This is a genomic window from Streptomonospora mangrovi, assembly GCF_027604915.1.
GTDB lineage: Bacteria > Actinomycetota > Actinomycetes > Streptosporangiales > Streptosporangiaceae > Streptomonospora > Streptomonospora mangrovi.
Window position 1 is genome coordinate 214,338 of the sequence record NZ_JAJAQC010000003.1, and the last position, 21,342, is coordinate 235,679.

Annotated in this window: 17 protein-coding genes and 1 pseudogene; 8 read left to right on the plus strand and 10 right to left on the minus strand. The window is 73.3% G+C overall.

Annotated features, from left to right (window positions below; all coding sequences use genetic code 11):
- Positions 1-19 precede the first annotated feature (19 nt).
- Genes LG943_RS02490 through fabG form a run of 3 tightly spaced genes read right to left on the minus strand, consistent with a single transcriptional unit; the run spans position 20 to position 3,178 of the window.
- Positions 20-1,162 (minus strand): acyl-CoA dehydrogenase family protein, encoded by a 1,143-nt coding sequence (locus tag LG943_RS02490; protein WP_270070491.1) that lies wholly within the window; start codon positions 1,160-1,162, stop codon positions 20-22.
- A complete protein-coding gene (locus tag LG943_RS02495) occupies positions 1,159-2,364 on the minus strand; it encodes an acyl-CoA dehydrogenase family protein (protein WP_270070492.1) in 1,206 nt (401 codons plus the stop codon). The genes LG943_RS02490 and LG943_RS02495 overlap by 4 nt, the downstream gene beginning before the upstream one ends.
- A gap of 55 nt (positions 2,365-2,419) precedes the next feature.
- The gene (gene fabG, locus LG943_RS02500) at positions 2,420-3,178 is read right to left on the minus strand and encodes a 3-oxoacyl-ACP reductase FabG (RefSeq protein WP_270070493.1); all 759 of its coding nucleotides are present in this window, start codon (positions 3,176-3,178) and stop codon (positions 2,420-2,422) included.
- A gap of 282 nt (positions 3,179-3,460) precedes the next feature.
- Between fabG and LG943_RS02505 the strand changes: the two genes are divergently transcribed.
- The 4 genes from LG943_RS02505 (at position 3,461) to LG943_RS02520 (ending at position 7,284) form a co-directional block, all read left to right on the plus strand.
- Positions 3,461-4,213 carry an amidohydrolase family protein gene (locus LG943_RS02505; RefSeq protein WP_270070494.1) on the plus strand — a complete coding sequence of 251 codons (753 nt, stop codon included), beginning with the start codon at positions 3,461-3,463 and terminating at the stop codon, positions 4,211-4,213.
- Positions 4,214-4,622: 409 nt separating this feature from the next.
- Positions 4,623-5,381 carry a glycerophosphodiester phosphodiesterase gene (locus LG943_RS02510; protein WP_270070495.1) on the plus strand — a complete coding sequence of 253 codons (759 nt, stop codon included), beginning with the start codon at positions 4,623-4,625 and terminating at the stop codon, positions 5,379-5,381.
- Between the two features lie 318 nt (positions 5,382-5,699).
- Positions 5,700-6,218 carry an ATP-binding protein gene (locus tag LG943_RS02515; RefSeq protein ID WP_270070496.1) on the plus strand — a complete coding sequence of 173 codons (519 nt, stop codon included), beginning with the start codon at positions 5,700-5,702 and terminating at the stop codon, positions 6,216-6,218.
- A 247-nt stretch (positions 6,219-6,465) separates the two neighbouring features.
- Positions 6,466-7,284 carry a helix-turn-helix domain-containing protein gene (locus LG943_RS02520; protein WP_270070497.1) on the plus strand — a complete coding sequence of 273 codons (819 nt, stop codon included), beginning with the start codon at positions 6,466-6,468 and terminating at the stop codon, positions 7,282-7,284.
- A gap of 212 nt (positions 7,285-7,496) precedes the next feature.
- Here the strand turns inward: LG943_RS02520 and LG943_RS02525 are convergent, their stop codons facing one another.
- The 6 genes from LG943_RS02525 to LG943_RS02550 all read right to left on the minus strand — a co-directional run bounded on the left by LG943_RS02525 (position 7,497) and on the right by LG943_RS02550 (position 13,901).
- Positions 7,497-7,730, minus strand: a complete 234-nt coding sequence (locus tag LG943_RS02525; protein WP_270070498.1) for a DUF397 domain-containing protein — start codon at positions 7,728-7,730, stop codon at positions 7,497-7,499.
- Between the two features lie 211 nt (positions 7,731-7,941).
- Complete coding sequence (locus LG943_RS02530) at positions 7,942-9,030, minus strand: metal ABC transporter substrate-binding protein (RefSeq protein ID WP_270070499.1); 1,089 nt, start codon at positions 9,028-9,030, stop codon at positions 7,942-7,944.
- A 136-nt stretch (positions 9,031-9,166) separates the two neighbouring features.
- Entirely contained in the window at positions 9,167-9,835 is a 669-nt protein-coding gene (locus LG943_RS02535; RefSeq protein ID WP_270070500.1) for a potassium channel family protein, read from the minus strand.
- Positions 9,836-9,880: 45 nt separating this feature from the next.
- Positions 9,881-11,311 carry a TrkH family potassium uptake protein gene (locus LG943_RS02540; RefSeq protein WP_270070501.1) on the minus strand — a complete coding sequence of 477 codons (1,431 nt, stop codon included), beginning with the start codon at positions 11,309-11,311 and terminating at the stop codon, positions 9,881-9,883.
- A gap of 166 nt (positions 11,312-11,477) precedes the next feature.
- Positions 11,478-12,746 (minus strand): Na+/H+ antiporter NhaA, encoded by a 1,269-nt coding sequence (nhaA, locus tag LG943_RS02545; protein ID WP_270070502.1) that lies wholly within the window; start codon positions 12,744-12,746, stop codon positions 11,478-11,480.
- A 237-nt stretch (positions 12,747-12,983) separates the two neighbouring features.
- Entirely contained in the window at positions 12,984-13,901 is a 918-nt protein-coding gene (locus LG943_RS02550; protein ID WP_270070503.1) for a cation diffusion facilitator family transporter, read from the minus strand.
- 94 nt (positions 13,902-13,995) lie between these two features.
- Here LG943_RS02550 and cmtR point away from each other — a divergent pair, with 94 nt between their 5' ends.
- The 3 genes from cmtR to LG943_RS02565 all read left to right on the plus strand — a co-directional run bounded on the left by cmtR (position 13,996) and on the right by LG943_RS02565 (position 18,465).
- Entirely contained in the window at positions 13,996-14,343 is a 348-nt protein-coding gene (gene cmtR / locus LG943_RS02555; protein ID WP_270070504.1) for a Cd(II)/Pb(II)-sensing metalloregulatory transcriptional regulator CmtR, read from the plus strand.
- Positions 14,344-14,874: 531 nt separating this feature from the next.
- Complete coding sequence (locus LG943_RS02560; protein ID WP_270070505.1) at positions 14,875-18,147, plus strand: efflux RND transporter permease subunit; 3,273 nt, start codon at positions 14,875-14,877, stop codon at positions 18,145-18,147.
- Positions 18,148-18,327: 180 nt separating this feature from the next.
- Positions 18,328-18,465: a hypothetical protein gene (locus LG943_RS02565; protein ID WP_270070506.1), complete on the plus strand. Its 138-nt coding sequence runs from the start codon at positions 18,328-18,330 to the stop codon at positions 18,463-18,465.
- 168 nt (positions 18,466-18,633) lie between these two features.
- Here the strand turns inward: LG943_RS02565 and LG943_RS02570 are convergent, their stop codons facing one another.
- The gene (locus LG943_RS02570; protein ID WP_270070507.1) at positions 18,634-19,095 is read right to left on the minus strand and encodes an ATP-binding protein; all 462 of its coding nucleotides are present in this window, start codon (positions 19,093-19,095) and stop codon (positions 18,634-18,636) included.
- Positions 19,096-19,974: 879 nt separating this feature from the next.
- On the opposite strand from LG943_RS02570, the pseudogene LG943_RS02575 reads away from it, so the two are divergent.
- A pseudogene (locus LG943_RS02575) lies at positions 19,975-21,342 on the plus strand (PhoX family protein); the annotation flags it as partial.

The window sequence follows — 21,342 nt, forward strand, 5'->3', positions numbered from 1 at the left end:
GCACCGCGCGGCCGCCCGCTCAGTCGCTCCCGGCCGCCGGCAGGTCCACCAGCCGGCCCAGCGCCAGGCGGTGCCGGTCGGCGGTGCCCAGCGCGATGGAGTCGCTCTTGGCCCGCTTGAGGAACAGGTGCGCCGGGTGCTCCCAGGTGAACCCGATGCCGCCGTGGAGCTGCACCGCCTCCTCGGCGGCCTTCACCGCCACGCCCGACACGAACGCCTGGGCCAGCGCCGCGTTCACCTCGGCCTCGCGGGCCGCCTCGGCGTCGCCGGGGTCCTGGCGCGCGGTCGCCGCCGCGCTGGCCGCGCTGCGCACCACCGCCCGCGCCTGGGAGATCGCCACCCACAGGTCGGCCAGCCGGTGCTTGACCGCCTGGAAGGACCCGATGGGCCGGCCGAACTGGTGGCGCGTCTTGGCGTAGGCCACCGTGGTGTCCAGCGCCCACTCGGCCACACCCAACTGCTCGGCCGACAGCAGCGCCGCGCCGGTCACCAGCGCCCGCCGCAGCGCCTCCTGGGCGGCCGCGCCCGAGGCCACCCGCCGCGCCGCCGACCCATCGAACGCGACCTCGGCCAGCGGCCGGGTGAGGTCCAGGGTCACCACGGGCGTCACCCGCGCGGCCGCGGCCTCCACCACGTACAGCCCCGGTCCCTCGGGGCCGGCCGCCGGCACCACCAGCACGTCGGCGGCCACCGCGTCGACCACCCCGGTGACCGTGCCGCTGAGCGCGCCGTCCTCGGCGCGCACCGCCTCGGGGAAGGCCGCGCCCGGGGGAGTGGCCAGCGGCACCGCCAGCGCCCCGACGGCCTCGCCCGAGGCCAGCGCGGCGACGTCGTCGCCGGCCCCGGCCTCCAGCAGCGCCGCCGTGGCCAGCACCGCGCTGCCCAGGAACGGCACGGGCGCCACGGACCGGCCCAGCTCCTCGGCGACCACCGCCGACTCCCGCAGGCTCGCGCCCGCGCCGCCCAGTTCCTCGGGCACCGGCAGCCCGGCCACCCCGATGCCGGCCAGCTCCTTCCACAGGGCGGTGTCGGTGACCTGGTCGCCCTCCACGCGCGCCAGCACCGCCGAGGGCGGGCTCTTGTCCTCCAGCAGCGACCGCACGCTGGCCCGCAGTTCCTGTTCGACCTCGGTGTAGAGGAGGTCGAGGCGCTTCTCGCTCACTTGGGCAGGTCCTTCCACGCGACGTCCTTGTCCACCCGGATCTCCCCGGGCAGGCCCAGGACCCGCTCGGCGATGATGTTGCGCAGGATCTCGGAGGTCCCGCCCTCGATGGAATTGCCCTTGCTGCGCAGGTAGTGGAACCCCGGCGAGCGCGCGGCCAGGGACACCCCCTCGGGCCGGCGGAAGGTCCAGTCGTCGTAGAGCAGGCCCTCCTCGCCCAGCAGCTCCAGCTCCAGCCCGGAGATCTCCTGGTTGAGCCGCGAGAACGCGAACTTGGCGGCCGAGCCCTCCGGACCGGGCTGGCCCACCGCCAACTGCTGGCGCAGCCGCTCCTTGGTGAGCCGCGCCGCCTCGGCCTCCACCCACAGCCGCAGCAGGGCGTCGTGCAGGCCGGGGGTGCGCAGTTCGGGCCGGGTGCGCCAGATGTGGGCGGCCACCGCGATGAGCCCGCCCTCGCGCGGCTCGGGGTGGCCGCCGATGGCGACCCGCTCGTTCATCAGCGTGGTCTGGGCGACCCGCCAGCCCTCGCCCTCGGCGCCCAGCCGCTGGGAGTCGGGGATGCGCACGTCGGTCAGGTAGACCTCGTTGAACTCCGCCTCGCCGGTGAGCTGGCGCAGCGGCCGGACGTCGACCCCCTCGGCCGACATGTCGCAGACGAAGTAGGTCATGCCCTTGTGCTTGGGCACGTCGGGGTCGGTGCGGGTGACCAGGATCGCGAAGTCGGCGCGGTGGGCCAGCGAGGTCCACACCTTCTGCCCGTTGACGACCCAGGTGTCGCCGTCGCGCACGGCGCGGGTGCCCAGGGCCGCCAGGTCCGAGCCGGCGCCCGGTTCGCTGAACAACTGGCACCACACCTCCTCGCCGGTGTAGAGCGGCTTGAGGTAGCGGGCGCGCTGCTCGGGCGTGCCGAAGGCCAGGATGGTCGGCGCCGCCATGCCCAGGCCGATGACGAGCCCCTCGCGGCCGGTGGGGACGAACCCGAGGCGCTCGAACTCCTGGTCGACGACGGCCTGGAGGGCGCGGGGGGCGCCCAGGCCGCCCTCGCCCTCGGGGAAGTGCACCCAGGCCAGCCCGGCGTCGAAGCGGGCGGCCAGGAACTCGCGCTGGTCGGTGGTCGCGGGGTCGTGTGTCTCGACGAGGGCGGCGACCCGCCGCCGCAGTGCGGGCGCGTCGAGCGACGCGCCCGCGGGGGCCGTTGTCATGGAACCTCCGAAGTGGGGGTCAGGCGGGGGGTGGGGTACGGCCGCGCGGACCGGTTCAGTCGCGCGGGCCGCCGGCGACGTAGATGACCTGGCCGGAGACGAACCCGGACTCCTCACCGGCGAGGAAGGAGACGGTGGCGGCGATGTCCTCGGGCCGGCCGGTGCGCCGGACCGGGATCTGGGCCGCGGCGGCGGCCTTGAACTCCTCGAAGTCCATGCCCACGCGCTCGGCCGTGGCGCGGGTCATGTCGGTCTCGATGAACCCGGGCGCCACGGCGTTGGCGGTCACGCCGAACTTGCCCAGCTCGATGGCGAGGGTCTTGGTGAAGCCCTGGAGGCCGGCCTTGGCGGTGGCGTAGTTGGCCTGGCCGCGGTTGCCCAGCGCCGAGGTGCTCGACAGCGACACGATCCGGCCCCAGCCCTGGCTTGTCATGTGCTCCTGGACGGCGCGGGTCATCAGGAAGGAGCCGCGCAGGTGCACCTGCATGACGGTGTCCCAGTCGTCCTCCGACATCTTGAACAGCAGGTTGTCGCGGATGACGCCGGCGTTGTTGACGAGGATGGCGGGCGGGCCCAGTCGCTCGGCCACCAGCGCGACGGCGGCGGCCACCTGCTCGGCGTCGCTGACGTCGGCGCCCACCGCCAGGGCCGTGCCGCCCTCGGCGGTGATCCGGTCGACGGTGCTCTGGGCGTCGCTCTCCTTGAGGTCGACGACGGCCACGGCGCGGCCGTCGGCGGCCAGCCTGCGCGCCGTGGCCGCGCCGATGCCGCGAGCGCCCCCGGTGACGATCGCGACGCGACGGGTTTCTGACATTGGCTACCTCCGATGGGGTGGTCCAGGACACATTCGTGCCGATCCTATCCACTCATACCGACCAGGTGGTATGTGGGGGCTCCGGTGCGGCGCCGGGGCCGCGCGCACACGCCGCCCCCGCGTGCGACCCGACCGAGTCCGAAACGAGTCCGCGCCCCGCCCACGGCACCGCGCCGGACGTACTAGCGTGGTCGACCGGGCCGTGCCCGCAGGCGCTCCCGGCCCCGGTACCCCGTCCGCTCGAGCGGTCCGCCCCGACCCCGGCCGAAACGAGGCGCTGCGTTGTTCGACGCCCACCTCCACATCATCGACCCGCGCTTCGCGCTGCCCGGAAACGACGGGTACCGCCCCGAGCCGTTCACGGTCGCCGACTACCGCGCCCGCGCCGACGCGCTGGGGATCACCGGCGGCGCCGTGGTCGCCGGGTCGTTCAACGGCACCGAGCAGGACTACCTCGTCGCCGCGCTGCGCGAACTCGGGCCGTCCTTCGTCGGCGTCGCCCAACTGCCGCCCGAGACCTCCGACGCCCACTTGCGCGACCTGCACGCCGCCGGGGTCCGCGCGCTGCGCGTCAACCTGGTCCGGGGCCCGGCCGGCGACCTCGACGCCCTGGTGCAGTTGGGCATGCGCGCCGCCGAACTGCTCAACTGGCCCACCGAGCTGTACGTGGACGCCCGCGACCTGCGCCGCCTGGCCCCCCGGATCGCGCCGCTGCCCCGCGTCAGCGTGGACCACCTCGGGCTCAGCCAGGAGGGCCTGCCCGCCCTGCTGGCCCTGGTGGGCACCGGCGCTCGCGTCAAGGCGACCGGTTTCGGCCGCGGCGACGTCGACGTGCCCGAGGCGCTGCGCGCCATCGCCGAGGTCAACCCCGGCGCCCTGATGGCCGGCACCGACCTGCCCTCCACCCGGGCGCCCCGGCCCTTCGACCCCGCCGACCTGCGGCTCATCGCCGACACCCTCGGCGCCCAGGCCGAGCGGGTGTTCGCCGCCAACGCGCTCGACTTCTACGGCATCGCCGAGACCGGCGAGCGCTAGGCGCGGCGCCGCGCCCCGCCCGCCGGGGGGCGGCCCCCCGTCCCCGGGGTGGTGCCCCCACCACACCCCTGGTGGGGCGGGCCGGTCAATCCCCCGCGGCGGCCGGGAAACGTCGTCACCCGGCGATAGGGTGAGGCGGTGTGGCCCGCGGCGGCGCAGGTAGGCGGCGATCGCGACCGGGCAACCGCCCGGCGCGCTCCACCGGGCGATCACTCCTCGGCCACTCCGTGTTGGCCGGGAGCGGTGAGGCTTGACGACAGGCCCCACGAGGACCGAGTGGAAAAGAGGCGGTGGCCATGTCGCTCGCCCACACCGCGGCACACCGGGCGCCCGATCCGACCGCGCGGCGGCGCGGCCCTGCGCGCGCCCCCGGGCACCCCGCGCGGACGCGCCAGTGGGGGGAGCGGCCGTGATCGTCGTCGCCCACCGGGGCGCCTCGGCCTACGCCCCCGAGAACACCGTCGCGGCCCTGCGCGCCGCCCGCGAGCGCGGCGCCGACATGGCCGAGATCGACATCCGCCAGACCGCCGACGGCGCGTTCGTCGTCATGCACGACTCCTCGCTGCGCCGCACCACCGACGTCGCCGACGTCTTCCCCGAGCGCCGCAGCTTCAACGTCGCCGACTTCACCCTCGCCGAGATCCGCCGCCTCGACGCCGGCGCCTGGTTCGGGCCGGGCTTCGCCGGCGAGCGCGTGCCCACCCTCAACGAGAGCCTCGCGGTCCTGCGCGAGGAGGGCCTGGGCGCACTGGTGGAGTTGAAGGTGCACCGCCGCGACCGGGGCATGGCCCGGCGCCTGGCCCAGGAGCTGAGCACCGACCCCCACTGGCGCGCGGCCGGGGCCGAGGGCCGGCTCATCCTCCAGAGCTTCGACTGGGTCATGCTGCGCGAGATCGCCGCGGCGGCGCCCGCGCTGCACACCGCCGCGCTGGGCAAGACCTACGGGCGCTACGGCCTGCGCCGGATCGCCCAGTACGCCCGCCTGATCAACCCCCACCACCTGCGGGTGTCGGCGCCCTACGTGCGCCACGCCCACGCCCAGGGGCTGGCGATGTTCGGCTGGACCGCCAACAACGACCAGGCCATCCGCCGCCTCATCCGCGACGGCGTCGACGGCATCATCACCGACTACCCCGACCGCGTCCACCGTACGCTGCTCGCCGCCTGACCCGGGCGCCCCGCCGGCGCCACCGGGCCGCCCGCCCCCAGGGAGCGGCCCGCGCCCGCCCATCCGATTGCCGCGTGTTTCCGCAGGTCCGACCGGTCTTTCATGATCTGCGGCAGAAACTCTGGGAGCAACCTCACGCTTTCACTGAAGTGGCGGGCGCGGGTGCCCTAGGATGCCTGCATGCGGTGAATGCACGTGCATTTGGTTCCTGCGCGACATCCGCTCCCGATGCTGCGGTAGCCGGCCGGACCGGCTCTGGGGCCCGATGAAGACGACTGCGAGGGGATCGCGGTGACCGGACAACCAGCCCGCGAATCGATGGAAAGACTGGACGACGGCGACTGTTCGGGGCCGTTCGCGGCACCCTCCCCACGGGCGTGGTGGTCGACCGTCCTGCTGAACGGCGCCCCCGACCCCACCGGCCGGGCGCGCGCCGCGCACGCCGACCACCTCTTCTTCCACCTGGAGACCGATCCCGTCGCGCCGGCGGCCGCGCGCGAGATCGCCGCCCGCGTCCTGCGCGAGTGGCACATGGCCGCGCTGGTGCCCGACGTCGAACTCGTGGTCTCCGAACTCGTGACCAACGCCCTGCGCCACGGGAGCCCCCCCGGGCGCCCGGGCGTCCCCGACGACCCCATCCGCATGGGCCTGCTGCGCCGCGGCGGCGAGTTCGTCTGCGCCGTCCGCGACCGCGGCGAGCGCATGCCGATCCCCCGCGAGCCCGACCTCCGGTTGGAGAACGGCCGCGGTCTGCACCTTGTCGCGTGCTTCTGCCGCGCCTGGGGGGTGCTTCCCGTCCTGCCCCAGGGGAAGTACGTCTGGGCGAGTTTCCACTGATCACCGTCCGCCCGCCGACGCACGGGCGGACGGGGACCGCCGCCCGCGCCGACGCCGAACCCGCGCTCCGGCGCCCGTTCGGGGTGCCGCCGATCGAGTTGTCGGTCCAATCGGCGATATCGTGGGCTTGCGTGGGTATGCCGCGCGGCGCGGCGGTCCCCGGCGGGTTCCGCCGGAGTGGAGCAGGGAGGCACCGGCAGTGGACATTGCTCGTCTGAAGAAGGGGAGCGGTCCCACAGTGCGCCGGATGCTGCTGGGGTCGGAACTGCGCAAGTGCCGCGAGGCCAAGGGCCTCACCCGAGCCGAGGCCGGCCACTACATCCGCGGCTCGGAGTCCAAGATCAGCCGCATGGAGCTGGGCCGCGTGGGCTTCAAGGTCCGCGACGTCGAGGACCTGCTGAAGTTATACGGGGTCACCGACAGAGAACAGATCGCGACCATGGTGCAGTTGGCCCGCGACTCCAAGAAGCCGGGCTGGTGGCAGGCCTACGGCGAGAGCCTGCCGAACTGGTTCCAGGTCTATGTCGGCCTTGAGGAGGCCGCCACCCGCATCCGGGTCTACGAGGCGCAGTTCGTGCCGGGCGTGCTCCAGACCGAGGACTACGCGCGCTCGGTGATCGCGCTGGGCAACCGCGTCAAGCCGGTCGAGACCGAGGACCGGGTGGCGGTGCGGATGCGGCGCCAGCGCCACGTGCTCAGCGGCGCCTGCCGGCTGTGGGCCATCATCGACGAGGCTGCGGTGCGTCGGCCGGTGGGCGGCCCCGACATCATGCGCGGCCAGTTGGAGCGGCTGATCGAGCTGAGCGAGCGCCCCAACATCACGGTGCAGATCATCCCGTTCAGCGAGGGCGCGCACGCCGCCGCGGTGGGCACCTTCACGATCCTGCGCTACCCCGACTTCGGGCTGTCCGACATCGTCTACCTGGAGCAGCTCACCGGGTCGATGTGCCTGGACCGGCGCAGCGACATCGACCTCTACACCATGGCCATGGAGAACCTCAGCGTCATCGCCGACACCCCGGCGCGCAGCACGCTGCGGCTCAAGGACATGATGAACGACCTGTGACCCGTTGCGCCGGCTCTGACCGGCGCCGCACCCGGTCCCGTTCGCGGTTCTCCAGGTTTCCCCGGTTTCGCGGTTCCCGCTCCCGCCCGCCCGATCCCGTGGGGGAGCGCGGCGCGCCATAACGCGAAGGGCTCCGCGGCGGGCGCGAGGCCGGCCGCGGAGCCCCTGGCCACGCGCCGGGGGGCGACGCATGGGTCTGGGTCGGCTGAGGACTACCCCAGCAGGTTGTCGAAGTCGCCGTCCTTGGCGCCGAGGATCAGGGCGTCGATCTCGGCCTGGGTGTAGACCAGCGCGGGTCCGTCGGGGAAACGGGAGTTGCGCATGGCGATCGAGCCGTTGGCCAGGCGGGCCATCTCGACGCAGGCGCCCTGGTGGTTGCTGCGCCGGCTCTTCTGCCAGGCGATGTCGTGGAGTTCGGAGGCCGCGATGCCGTTGTAGGCGTCCATGGGAGAAACTCCTCTGGGTCGGGGGTGAAGGCGTCCGCACCAGCGGGCACAGCCGACTGCACCGTCCAATGCACGTGCATCAGCACCGTACTTTGGCCAGGATAACTCACGTGCATACGCGCTGTCCGCCCCTCGCCACGGATTTGTGACATGGAAAGGCCCGTGCCCCCGCAGGGCGGGGGCACGGGCCCGGCTGCGCGCGGTGGCGGCGTCAGCCGCAGTCGAGCGCGGTGCTCAGCGCCTCCAGGTTGCCGCGCATGATGGAGGGGTAGTCGTCGCCGGGCGAGGCGTCGGTGACGCCCTCCAGCGGGTCGAGCACGGCGGTGTCGGCGCCGGTCTCGGCGGCGATGGTCTCGGCGGCCTCGGGGCTGGTCAGAGGCTCGGTGAAGACCGTGGTGACGTCGTGCTCGCGGACGGTCTCGGCGACCTCGGCCATGCGCGCCGGCGAGGGCTCGGAGTGGGAGTCCAGCCCGGCCACGGGGATCTGGTGCAGGTCGTAGCGGGCGGCCAGGTAGCCGAACGCGGTGTGGCTGACCACGATGTCGCGGCTGCGGCAGTCGGCCAGGCCGGTGGAGTAGTCCTCGTGGATGCCGTCGAGGAGGGTGGTGACCTCCTCGGCGTTGGCGGCGAAGGCGTCGGCGTGGTCGGGGTCGATCTCGGCGAGGCGGTCGGCCAGGCCGGCGGCGGCCTCGGCCATGCGCTCGGTGTCGAGCCACATGTGGGGGTCGAACTCGCCATGGTCGTGGCCGTCGTGGCCGCCCTCGTCGCCGTGGGACTCCCCGGCGCCCTCCTCCTCGGCGTGGGCGTCCTCCTCGGCGGCGTGCTCGTCCCCGGCGTGGGAGTGCTCGTCCTCGGCGTGGTCGTGGCCGCCCTCGTCGCCGTGGGACTCCTCGCCGCCGTGGTCGTGGGGCTCCTCGGCGGCGTTCTCCTCGGCGGTGCGCAGTTCGACCAGGTCGGCGACGTCCAGGGCGTTGCCGTCGCCCTGCTGGGACACCGCGTCGTCGACCGCCGGCTGGAGGCCGCTGACGTAGAAGGCGAGGTCGGCGTCGGCCACCTGGCCGACCTGGCGCGGGGTGAGTTCGAGGTCGTGGGGTTCGGCCCCGGGCTCGGTGAGGTTGGCGACCTCGACGTGGTCGCCGCCGACCTGGGCCGCCAGCCACTCCAGCGGGTAGACGCCGGTGACGACGCTGAGCCGCGCGCCGGAGCCGCCGCCGTCCTCGCCACCTCCGCCGCAGCCGGTCACGGTGAGCATCCCGGCCGCGCAGACCGCGGCCACCTTGACATACGTCCGTCCTCGCATGCCGTCCATCATCGCGAAAATGAAAATGGTTGTCAATTTGCGGCATGCTGGGCGGAAAACGGTGTATGTCCGTCTATGGCTGCTATGACCATGATGTCCGGAAAGTAGGTTGCTGTGGCGCGGCGTGCGCCGCCGCTCAGTTGATCTCGGCGAACCTCTCCACCGCGTCGGTCTTGCCGGCCACCACGATGATGTCGCCCTTCTGGGGAACGGTGTCGGCCGTGGCGTAGGTGAACTGCTCGCCGTGGCGCTTGATGCACACCACCGTGATGCCGTGCTTGGTGCGCACCTTGGTCTCGCCCAGCTTGCGGCCGATCATCTCGCGCGGCGCCTTGGTCTTGCCCAGCGCGAAGTCCTCCTCGATCTCGACGTAGTCGAGCATCCGCCCCGACACCAGGTGCGCCACGCGCTCGCCCATGTCGTGCTCGGGCAGCACCACGTGGTGGGCGCCGATCTGCTGGAGGATGCGGCCGTGTCGGCGGCTGGTGGCCTTGGCCCAGATGTGCGGCACGCCCATGTCCACCAGCAGCGAGGCGGCCAAAATGCTCTCCTCCAGGTGGGTGCCGATGCCCACGACCGCCCGGGTGAACTCGTGCGCGCCGACCTGGCGCAGCGCCTCGTCGTCGGTGGCGTCGGCCACCACGGTGTGGGTGAGGGACTCGGCGTAGGCCTGCACCAGGCGCGGGTTGGAGTCCATGCCCAGGACCTCCCAGCCGTGGGCGACCAGCTCCAGGGCCAGGGAGCTGCCGAAGCGCCCCAGCCCGATGACGAGCACGCGCTTGTCGTTTGGCCTGCTCCGCTGCACTTTCTTCTCCGTCCCGTTGCGTCCCGGCCCCGCGGCCGGGACCTGTTATCCAATGATCGGACGCGACTCGGCCAGATCGTAGCGCCGGGTGTGCTCGCGCAGCGCCAGCGCCGAGGCGAACGTGATCGGCCCGATCCGCCCGGCCAGCATGAGCACCACCAGCAGCAGTTGCGCGGGCTCGGGCAGGTCGCCGGTGATCCCGGTGGACAGGCCCACCACGCCCGAGGCCGACACCACCTCGAACAGCACGACCTCCAACTGGTAGCGCGTGGCCACCAGCAGCGCCACCGTGGAGGCCACCACCACGGTCATCGACAGGAAGGTCAGGCTCAGCGCCTCGCGGATCACCGAGGGCGGGAGGCGGCGGCCGAAGACGTGCACGTGGGGGTGGCCCCGGATCTCGGCCCACACCACCAGGAACAGCACGGCCAGCGTGGCGACCTTGATGCCGCCGGCGGTGCTGCCGCTGCCGTTGCCCACGAACATCAGCATGATCGTGACCAGCAGCGTGGAGTCCTCCATGGCGCCCACGTCGACCGTGTTGAACCCGCCGCTGCGCGGCATGATCCCGTGGAAGATCCCGTTGACCAGCCGCGCCCCGGGGCTGAGGCCGCCCAGGGTGGCCGGGTTGCTCCACTCCATCAGCGGCACCAGCACCATGCCCGCGCCGAACAGCAGCGCCGTGGTGGTCACGGTGAGCTTGGTGTGCAGGGTCCAGCGGCGGGGGCTGCGCAGGTGGCGGCGCAGCTCCAGCAGCACCGGGAACCCCAGGCCGCCCACGATGGTGGCCGCGGCGATGGGCAGCAGGATGAGCGGGTCGCCGGAGAACCGGGTGAGGCTGTCGTCGTAGATGGACAGGCCGGCGTTGTTGAACGCCATGATCGAGTGGAAGGTCCCGCTGTAGAGCGCCTCCAGCAGGGTCATATCGTGGGCCAGCCACATGCGCGGCACGATCACCGCCGCCAGCACCGCCTCGCACAGCAGGCTGGTGCGCACCACGCGGCCCACGATCCCGCTGACGTCGCCGACGCTGAGGCTGCGGGTCTCGGCCTGGAGGGTGAGCTGCATGCGCAGCCCGAAGCGGTGGATGACCACCACGCCCAGCACCGAGGCCAGGGTCATGATCCCGATCCCGCCGACCTGCACCAGCCCGGCCACCACCAGCTCGCCGAACACCGACAGCTCGGTGCCCAGCCCGATCACGGCCAGGCCGCACACCGCCAGCGCGCTGGTGGCGGTGAACAGCGCCTCGACCACGGTGAGGTCGTGGCCCTCGGCGTGGGCGGCGGGCAGCAGCAGGACGAGCGCGCCCAGCAGGTCGGCGACCACGAACAGCAGGACGAACAGCCGCGCCGGGCGGCCCCACAGGGCGCGCGGGAGGTCCCGCGGCAGCGCGGGGCGCCGCCAGAGGCGGGCCAGCCAGCGGTAGACGGCGCTTCGAACGCTCTGCGCGCGCTCAGGCCGGTGTGGTCGCATCGGGGTCCTGATCGGGGTGCTCGTGGTGGCCTTGGTCGGGGCCGCGGCCGGCCGCGGCCCCGGCGCACCTGGACGGGGAACGCACCCCCATCCAACCGCGTTCCACGCCCCGCCGGGGGGCGGACGGCGCGTGTCGGCTCATGATGCCACCGACGGGGGTGCCGCGTTACGCCCCGGCCGCGGGGCTCTCCGCCTCGGCGTGGTCGTAGCCGTGGCGCCGGTAGTGGGCGCTGCGCACGCCCAGCACCAGGGCCGCCAGCACCGTGGCCACCAGCGAGGCCACCAGCACCCCGGCCTTGGCGTCCTCCATCATCTCCGGGTGGTCGGGGAAGGACAGTTCGGTCACCAGCAGCGAGACCGTGAACCCGATCCCGGCCAGCAGCGACATGCCGAAGATGTCCACCCAGCGCAGCGAGGGGTTGAGTTCGGCGCTGGTGACCTTGGTGGTGATCCAGGAGCCGCCGAAGATGCCGAGGAGCTTGCCGCAGACCAGGCCGGCGATCACGCCGAGCGCGGCGGTGTCGGAGAAGATCGCGTCCAGGCCGGTGAAGGCCACGCCCGCCGACATCATCGCGAAGAACGGCAGGACCACGCCCGAGGACCACGGGCGGATGAGGTGCTCGGCGCGGTGGCTGGGGTCGGACTCCTCGCCGGGCAGGGCCACGGTGCGCATCAGCATGCCCATGGCCACGCCCGCGATGGTGGCGTGCACGCCGCTGGCGTGCATCAGTGCCCAGGCGGTGACGGCCAGCGGGACGTAGACCACCCAGTTGGGCACGGGGGAGCGGTCGAGCGCGGCGGCCAGGCCCCGGCCGCGCTGGAGGTAGCCGAAGAGGGCGAGCAGCGCGAGCGCGCCCAGCAGCGGCAGGAACGCCAGGTGGTCGGTGTAGAAGACGGCGATGACGACGATCGCGCCCAGGTCGTCCACGATGGCCAGGGTGAGCAGGAAGGTGCGCAGCGCGGGCGGCAGGTAGCGGCCGACCACGGCGAGGATGGCCACCGCGAAGGCGATGTCGGTGGCCATGGGGATGCCCCAGCCGCCCAGGGCGTCGGGGTTGCCCAGGTTGATCAGCGCGTAGATGGTGGCGGGCACGACCATGCCGCACAGCGCCGCGATGATGGGCAGCATGGCGCGGCGCGGGTTGCGCAGTTCGCCGTGCACGAACTCCTGCTTGAGTTCGTTGCCCACGACGAAGAAGAAGATCGCGAGCAGGCCGTCGGCCGCCCACGCCTCCACGCTCAGGTCCAGGTGCAGCGCGGCGGGGCCGAAGGAGAAGGTCCGGATGGACTCATAGACCTCGCTCCAGGGGGAGTTGGCCCAGACCAGCGCGACCACGGCGCCCGCGATCAGCAGGAAGCCGCTGACGACGTCCTCGCGCAGGGCGTCGGCGATCCTGGCGAACCTGCCCCCGCCCGGGCTCCGTCCCTCGGTCATGTATCGCGCTCCCCACAGGTGGTCGACGTCATCGCTCGCACCGGCCCCGCCGCCGGACCCGGCCCGGCGCGCGGGGCGCACCGGGCGGCCGGCGGGGCGCACGGAAGCACCCGCCCCGGCCGGTCGGCGACGTTGTCCGACCCCGACGGTGCTTTGTCCAGGTCACGCCCTGTCCGCACCGCTGGGATCCGACGACGATACCCCGGGGGGCGACCCGGCGCGCCGGGCGGGGGCGGCTCAGGCGTGGCAGGGGCCCTCGTGGTCGACGTGGCCGGCGGGCTCCAGTTGCAGGGTGGAGTGGTCGACGTCGAAGTGGCCCGACAGGCAGGCGTGCAGGTCGTCCAGCACGCGCCCGGCGTCGGCCAGGCGGGCGTCCTCGACCACCACGTGCGCCGACATCACCGGGGTGCCCGAAGTGATGGTCCAGGCGTGCAGGTCGTGCACGTCCAGCACGCCGGGCTGGCGCATCAGGTGGGCGCGGACCTCGTCCAGGTCGACGTTGCGCGGGGTGGCCTCCAGCAGCACGTGCACGGCCTCGCGCAGCAGGCTCCAGGCGCGCGGCACGATGAAGGCGGAGACGGCCAGGGAGACCAGGGAGTCGACCCGCTCCCAGCCGGTGAGCCAGATCAGCCCGCCGCCCACCAGGACGCCCACCGAGGCCAGGGCGTCGCCCATGACCTCCAGGTAGGCGCCGCGGACGTTGAGGCTCTCGCGCTGGCCGCCGCGCAGCAGCAGCAGCGCGACCACGTTGGCGGCCAGCCCCACCGCGGCCACGGCCACCACCCAGGGGCCGGCGACCGGCTGGGGGTCCAGCAGCCGCCGCACGGCCTCCACGGCGACGAAGGCGCACAGGGCGAAGAGGGTGAGGGCGTTGACGGCGGCGGCCAGCACCTCGGCGCGCTGGAGGCCGAAGGTGCGGTCGGCGCTGGGCGGCCGGCCGGCGATCCACACCGCCACCAGGGCCAGCACCAGGCCGAAGGAGTCGGCCACGGTGTGCCCGGCGTCGGCCAGCAGCGCCAGGCTGCCCGAGGCGGCGGCACCGGCGACCTGCACCACCGCCACGCCCACCATCAGCGCCAGGGCGGCGGCGAGCCGCCCGCGGTTGGCGGCGGCGGCCGTGGCGTGGCCGTGCCCGTGGCCGTGTCCGTGGCCCATGCGGATCCTCCTCGCGCGGGCGGCGCCCGAGACCGTACTGTTCAGTCGCCACTGTTTATACAGCCCGGACTGTCTATACAGCAAACGCTGTAAAATGGTTTTCATGTTGACTTCCGAGCAGCGCCTCGCCGCGATCCAGCGCCTGGGCCGGGCGCTGGCCGATCCCACCCGCTGCCGGCTCCTGCTGGCCCTGCTGGAGGGCCCCGACTACCCCGCGCACCTGGCCGACCAGTTGGGTCTTACCCGGCAGAACGTCTCCAACCACCTGGCGTGCCTGCGCGAGTGCGGCCTGGTGGCCACCACCGCGCGCGGCCGGCAGGTCAGCTACCAGTTGGTCGACGCCGCGCTCGTGCACGCCCTGGAGGACCTGCTGCGCGTGGTGTGGGGCGTGGCCCACGAGCACGTGCCGCCCGGCGAGACCGCGCCGGTGGCCGCCGGCTGAGCCGGCCGCTCGCGCTCCCGGCCGCCCGCGCCCGCCGGCCCTTGCCCGTTCCCCCGTCTCTCTTCGGCCCGCCGCCGCGCGCCCTCCCGTGCGCCGTGCGGCGCCGTGCCGCCGCCCCTCGCGGGTTCCCGCCGGGCCTGGCCGAATGCGGTCCGCCCGCCACCGTCCGCCGCCCGCCGCGCCCAAGCGCGCCGCCGGTGCGCGGCGTCGGCGCCGCTCAGCGGCCGGGGATGCCCCTGATATCCCCCTGACAGGCCCCTGACACCGGCCTGATGTCGGCCCGATCACGGTGAATTCCCGGCATATCGCGAAGTATCGTTGAAATCGCGTGCCCGGCAGTACCCCACTCGGATCCCCGTTTCGAGACAGCCGTGTGGGTGTCCATCGATCTACCGCTCGTCGCAGCGGTGCCGTTCGCAGCGCGACCATCCTTATCCAAGGAGCAACGACTCTCATGTCCCACACTGCCAAGTCCGTTCTTGGCGTCCCCTTCGGCCCCTTCCCAGCGGGCACGCGGCGGAGGGGGGCGCGGTGAACCGGCTCGCACAACTCTCCCTGGGCAACCGCGCCCTGATCCTGCTCATCACGCTGGCCGCCGCGGTCTTCGGCACCCTGGCCACCGTCAACACCGAGCGCGAGCTGATGCCCACGCTCGACGTCCCGATGGTCATGGTGAGCGCCCAGTACCAGGGCGCCTCGCCCGAGGTCGTCGAGACCGAGCTGGCCGAGCCGCTGGAGCAGGCCGTCCAGAGCGTCCCCGGCGTCGTCAGCTACACCTCCACCTCCAGCACCGGATCGGTGCAGGTCACCGCCGAGTTCGACTACGGCGACAGCAGCGAGGACGTCGTGCGCGACGTCCAGCAGGCCGTCGACCAGGCCGAGGGCATGCTGCCCGAGGACGTCGACCCCTCCGTGATGGCCTTCGGCACCGACGACATCCCCGTGGTCATGCTGGCGGCCGGCGCCGGAGACGGCGACGAGCAAGCCCTGGCCGACCCGCTGGAGGAGCAGGTCGTCCCCGAGCTGGAGTCCATCGAGGGCGTCCGCGCCGCCACGGTCACCGGCGTGCGCGAGTCCTCCGTCGTCATCACGCCCGACGACGACGAGCTGGAGGAGCGCGGGCTCACCGCCAACGACATCACCAGCGCGGTCCAGGCCGGCGGCGCGCTCACGCCCGGCGGCGACATCACCGAGGACGGCCGCACCCTGACCGTCACCACCGGTGACCAGTTCGAGTCGGTCAAGGACGTCCGCGACCTCCTCGTCACGCCCGGCGGACAGGCCGGCGCGGGCGCCGGCGCGTCAGCGGGCGCCGCCGCGGGAGCCGGCGCCGCCGGCGCGGCGATGCCCGGCGCGGCCACCGCCGCCCCCGAGCCCGTGCGGCTCGGCGAGATCGCCGAGGTCGAGCTGCGCTTGGACGAGCAGTCCAGCATCACCCGCACCGACGGCGACCCCAGCCTCGGCGTCATGGTCACCAAGACCCCCGACGGCAACACCGTCGAGATCTCCGAGCAGGTCCAGGCGGCCCTGGACGAGCTGGAGCCCATGCTCGGCGACGACGCCCAGATCACCGTGGTGTTCGACCAGGCGCCGTTCATCAACGACTCCATCGTCGCCATGGCCGAGGAAGGCGCGCTGGGCCTGGCCTTCGCGATCATCATCATCCTGGTCTTCCTGGTGTCGATCCGCTCCACGCTGGTCACGGCGGTGTCCATCCCGGTCTCGCTCCTCGTGGCGATGATCGGCGTGCAGGCGTTCGGCTACTCCCTCAACCTCCTCACCCTGGGCGCGCTGACCATCGCGGTCGGCCGCGTGGTGGACGACTCCATCGTGGTGCTGGAGAACATCAAGCGGCACATGTCCTACGGCGAGGACAAGTTCCACGCCGTGCTCACCGGTGTGCGCGAGGTCGGCGTGGCCATCACCGCGGCCACCCTGACCACCATGGCGGTGTTCCTGCCGATCGGGTTCGTCGGCGGCCAGGTGGGCGAGCTGTTCCGGCCCTTCGCCGTCACCGTCAGCCTGGCGCTGGCCGCGTCCCTGCTGGTGGCGCTGACCATCATCCCGGTGCTGGCCTACTGGTTCATGCGCCCGCGCGTGGTCCCGCCCGAGGAGCTGGAGCGCGTCAAGGCCGAGGAGTACGCGCGCGAGCTGCGCACCCCGCTCCAGCGCGCCTACCTGCCGGTGATCCGGTGGGCCACCCGGCACCGCATCATCACGCTGGCGGCCTCGGTCCTGCTGCTGGGCGCCACGTTCGTCGCGGCGGCCAACCTCCAGACCAACTTCCTGGGCAACCAGGGGCAGAACACCTACCAGGTCACCCAGGAACTCCCCGTCGGCACCTCGCTGGAGGAGGCCGACCAGGAGGCCGCCAAGGTCGAGGACACCCTCCAGGGCCTGTCGTGGGTGGAGTCCTACCAGTCCTCCGTGGGCGGCGGCGGCCCCGAGGCCATGCTCATGGGCGGGGGCGGCGCCGACACGGTGACCTACACCGTCACCTCCGACCCCGAGGAGGACCAGGCCGTCATCGAGGACCGGCTGCGCGACGCCCTTGAGGACGTCGACACCGACTCCGAGCTGCGGCTGGCCACGGGCGGCATGGGCGGCTCCACGCTCCAGGTCGAGGTCCGCGCCGAGGACCAGGACACCCTGGTCGACGCCGCCGGCATGGTCGAGGACACCGTCCGCGAGATCCCCGGCGCCGCCGACGTCGAGAACAGCATCGCCGCCGCGCAGCCCGCGCTGGAGGTCGACGTCAACGCCCAGGACGCCGCCGATGAGGGCCTCACCGAGGCCGCGATCGGCCAGGCGGTCTCCCAGGCGTTCCAGGGCGCCGAGGTCGGCACCGCCGCCATCGACGGCGCCCAGCGCGACCTGGTGGTGCGCGACACCGCGCGGCCCGCCACGGTCGAGGACCTTGAGGACCTGCGCATCGCCACGCCCACCGGCGGCGAGGTCCGGCTCGGCGCCGTGGCCGACGTCGAGGAGGTCATGCAGGCGCCGCAGCTCAACCGCTCCGACGGCGTGCGCAGCGCCACCGTCTCGGCCACCCCCACCGCCGAGGACCTCGGCGGGGTCACCACCGAGCTGACCCAGGCGCTGGACGAGCTGGACCTGCCCGAGGGCGCCACCGCCGAGATCGGCGGTGTCAGCAGCGACCAGACCGAGGCGTTCACCCAGTTGGGGATCGCCATGATCGCCGCGGTCGCGATCGTCTACCTGATCATGGTGGCGACCTTCAAGAGCCTGATGCAGCCGCTCATCCTGCTGGTCTCGATCCCGTTCGCGGCCACCGGCTCGATCGGCCTGCTGCTGGCCACCGGCCAGCCGCTGGGCCTGGCCGCGATGATCGGCATGCTGATGCTGATCGGCGTGGTGGTCACCAACGCCATCGTGCTCATCGACCTGGTCAACCAGTACCGGTCGGAGGGCATGGAGCTGCGCGAGGCGGTCGTGGAGGGCTCGCGGCACCGGCTGCGGCCCATCCTGATGACCGCGCTGGCCACCATCTTCGCTCTCACCCCGATGGCGCTGGGGATCACCGGCGGCGGCGCGTTCATCTCCCAGCCGCTGGCGATCGTGGTCATCGGCGGCCTGGTCACCTCCACGCTGCTGACCCTGGTCCTGGTGCCGGTGCTCTACACCATGGCCGAGGGCCGCAAGGAGCGCCGCGCCCAGCGGCGCCAGGCCAAGCGCGACGCCGCGGTGGAGCGCGAGCGCCAGAAGCGCGCCGACGACGCCCCGGAGTCCGCCGAGGACCCCGCGGCGGCCGAGGCCGACCCCGCCGGCAAGCCGCGCGGGTAGCCGCCCGGCAGCGGGCACAGCGGTACGGCGGTACAGCACGACGGCGGCCGCCGCGGGAGCCTCCCGCGGCGGCCGTCCGCGTCGCGGCAGGCCCGCCCGCCTTCGCCGTTTCCGTTGCGTTCCGCGCAACGCCGAGGCGCCGATTTGTGATCGGCCCTCTACGGAAGGCAAGCTGCACGCATGGATCCCAAGGAAGCCGACCTGGACGACCTGGTCCGCGAGGAGCTGGGCGACGAGCCCTCGCAGGAGGCCAAGGACTACGCGCGCGAACTGTATGAGAAGTACCGCCTGCCGGCACCGCCCCCGGAGGGCGCCTGACCCGGCCGGCCGCACCATGCGGTCAACGGGCGTGCGCGCCCGGTGCGCCCGGCCGCCGGGCGCGCGAAAGTTGCGCGTGGCGGCACCGCCGACCCGGGTCCCCTCCCCGATGAGGGGCCCCGCACCGGCGGTGCCGCCACGCGCGCGGGCGCGCCGCCGAAGGGCGGGTCAGGCGCCGGCCGGTCCGGCCGCCCCGGCCTCGCGGGGGTCCCACACCAGCTCGAACCACACCAGCCGGCCCAGGCCGTCGGAGCGGGGCTCGGTGCCCCACTTGGCGGCCAGCGCCTCGACCAGGTCCAGACCGCGGCCGTGCTCGCTGGTGTCGTAGGGGTCGCGGTGCTGGGCGCGCGGCTGCTCGGGGCTGCCGAGGTCGCGCACCTCCACCCGCGCCCAGCCGGGCGCCAGGTGCACCGACACCTCGAACTTCCCCCCGGGCAGGCCCGAGGAGCTGTGGGTGATGGCGTTGGTGGCCAGTTCGCTGGTCAGCAGCGTGGCCGTGGTGGTCTCGGGTGAGGGGGCGACCATCCGCTCGACGAAGCGGCGGGCGTACTGGATCTGGCTCGCGAGCCCGGGGAACCGGCGGCGCGCGGGCGGACGGGAGGCTCCTGGGATGGCGTGGCGCTCTTCCATGGTGTTCGCCGGACGTTCGGTGGACGGGTGGGTGATGCCTGGGGCGACGGGCGGCGCGGTACGCGGGCAGGTCCGGCCTCGCGGCCTCGCCGTCGGGATGTCGGGCACGTGGATCTCACTCCCCTGCGACAGTGGCGGACCGTCACACCGCGGACGAGCCGCTGTGACGTCGAGCGGTGCCCGCGGGGTGCGTCCGATGCCCGGATCCGGGTCACGGCGCGGGGCCGCGGGCGTAGGGGATCGCTCTTCGGATCGGTGACGTGCGTGGAATCGGTCTCGGTACGGGTGCCTCACAGGTCGAAAGGGCACGCCCGGCTTCAGAATACGCGGGTTGACTTCTGGTGAACCAGGTGGGGGTGATGAGTGACCGTCCCCCCGCGCCGAACCGGGCCGCGGCCGTGCTCCGGGCCGGAAACCGGCTACATCACGGGCGGTCACGGGTAGTCACAGGTTACGAACGGGTGACCGGATCCGGTCGGGCGGCGCCGCCGGCGCGCGGCGCCACCGGGCCGCCCGATCGGCGGTGGCGCTGCTCACGCGGTGCCCGCCCGCCGGCGCGAGGAGGTGGCTGGACAACGCGTGTGGCGAAGTTGTCAGTGCATTAACGGCGGATTCACTCAGACGAGTCTCTTGTCCGTAAAGGTCAAGGACGTTCGGGTACCCCCCGCCACCCCGGACACCGGCCCCCGGAGCGGCCCGCGCGACCCCCGCGACAGCGTCGCGCGGCCCCCCGCCCGGCGGCCATCCCCGTGAGCCATAGGAGGACCCCAGTGCCGCAAACCGCGCCTCACCGTCGCCTGCTGCCGCTGCTCGGCCAGGTCGGCGGCGGCCGTTCCCGGACCACCTGCCGCTTCCGCTGCGGCGACGCCTGCTTCCACGAGGCGCCCAACCGGAGCGACAACCATGAAGCTCACCGGCCCGGCCGCCGGCAGCGAACTGCTGCGCACCGAGGCCGACCCCCAGGGCACCCGGGTGCTGGGCATGCTCAACAACTGCGCCGGCGGCATGACCCCGTGGGGCACCATCCTCACCTGCGAGGAGAACTTCAACCAGTACTTCGTCGGCGGCGAGGGCGCCCCCGAGGACGCCAAGGCCGCGCTGGCGCGCTACGGCATCGCGACCTCCGGCGACACCCGCGAGGGCAACCGCCGCTTCGACCGGGTCGACGAGCGCTTCGACCTGTCGCGCCACCCCAACGAGGCCAACCGGTTCGGCTACGTGGTGGAGATCGACCCGTTCGACCCCGACTCCACCCCGCGCAAGCGCACCATGCTGGGCCGCTTCAAGCACGAGGGCGCCACCACCCGCCTCACCCGCGACCGCCGCGTCGCGGTCTACATGGGCGACGACGAGCGCTTCGACTACATCTACAAGTTCGTCAGCGCCGGCCGCTACCGCGAGGGCTCCCGCCGCGCCAACAGCGCGCTGCTGGACACCGGCACGCTGTACGTGGCCCGCCTCAGCGGCGACAGCCCCGACAAGGAGTTCGACGGCTCGGGCGCCCTGCCCGCCGACGGCGCCTTCGACGGCCGCGGCGAGTGGGTGCCGCTGTGCACCGACAAGAAGAGCTTCGTGCCGGGCTTCACCGTGGCCGAGGTGCTGGTGCACACCCGCCTGGCCGCCGACGCCGCCGGGGCCACCAAGATGGACCGCCCCGAGGACATCGAGGCCAGCCCGGCCACCGGCAAGGTCTACTGCGCGCTGACCAACAACTCCGCCCGCGAGCCGGGCCAGGCCGACGAGCCCAACCCGCGCGGCCCCAACCGGTTCGGCCACATCCTGGAGATCACCGAGAGCAACAACGACGCCGGCGCCACCCGGTTCCGCTGGGACGTGCCGATCGTCTGCGGCGACCCCGAGGACCCCAGCACCTACTTCGCCGGCTACGACAAGTCCAAGGTGGTGGCGATCTCCTCGCCGGACAACCTCACCTTCGACGAGCGCGGCAACCTGTGGATCTCCACCGACGGCCAGCCCGGCACCATCGGCGTCAACGACGCGCTGTTCGCGGTGCCGGTCGAGGGCCGCTACAAGGGCGAGCTGAAGGCGTTCGCGTCGGTGCCGGTGGGCGCCGAGTGCTGCGGCCCCTTCATCACCGAGGACCAGAAGACGGTCTTCATCGCCCCCCAGCACCCCGGTGAGGACGGCACGTTCGACCAGCCGCAGAGCACCTGGCCCGACGGGGACTTCCCGCGCCCCTCGGTGGTGTCCATCTGGCACGGCCGCGGCCACGACATCGGCCGCTAG

Excerpts from the sequence above, each read along its gene's own strand:
- LG943_RS02495 (WP_270070492.1), bottom strand. The coding sequence starts at position 2,364 with ATGACAACGGCCCCCGCGGGCGCGTCGCTCGACGCGCCCGCACTGCGG.
- fabG (WP_270070493.1), bottom strand. The coding sequence starts at position 3,178 with ATGTCAGAAACCCGTCGCGTCGCGATCGTCACCGGGGGCGCTCGCGGC.
- LG943_RS02515 (WP_270070496.1), top strand. The coding sequence starts at position 5,700 with ATGGAAAGACTGGACGACGGCGACTGTTCGGGGCCGTTCGCGGCACCC.
- LG943_RS02520 (WP_270070497.1), top strand. The coding sequence starts at position 6,466 with ATGCTGCTGGGGTCGGAACTGCGCAAGTGCCGCGAGGCCAAGGGCCTC.
- LG943_RS02525 (WP_270070498.1), bottom strand. The coding sequence starts at position 7,730 with ATGGACGCCTACAACGGCATCGCGGCCTCCGAACTCCACGACATCGCC.
- LG943_RS02530 (WP_270070499.1), bottom strand. The coding sequence starts at position 9,030 with ATGCGAGGACGGACGTATGTCAAGGTGGCCGCGGTCTGCGCGGCCGGG.
- LG943_RS02540 (WP_270070501.1), bottom strand. The coding sequence starts at position 11,311 with ATGCGACCACACCGGCCTGAGCGCGCGCAGAGCGTTCGAAGCGCCGTC.
- nhaA (WP_270070502.1), bottom strand. The coding sequence starts at position 12,746 with ATGACCGAGGGACGGAGCCCGGGCGGGGGCAGGTTCGCCAGGATCGCC.
- LG943_RS02550 (WP_270070503.1), bottom strand. The coding sequence starts at position 13,901 with ATGGGCCACGGACACGGCCACGGGCACGGCCACGCCACGGCCGCCGCC.
- cmtR (WP_270070504.1), top strand. The coding sequence starts at position 13,996 with ATGGTTTTCATGTTGACTTCCGAGCAGCGCCTCGCCGCGATCCAGCGC.
- LG943_RS02565 (WP_270070506.1), top strand. The coding sequence starts at position 18,328 with ATGGATCCCAAGGAAGCCGACCTGGACGACCTGGTCCGCGAGGAGCTG.
- LG943_RS02570 (WP_270070507.1), bottom strand. The coding sequence starts at position 19,095 with ATGGAAGAGCGCCACGCCATCCCAGGAGCCTCCCGTCCGCCCGCGCGC.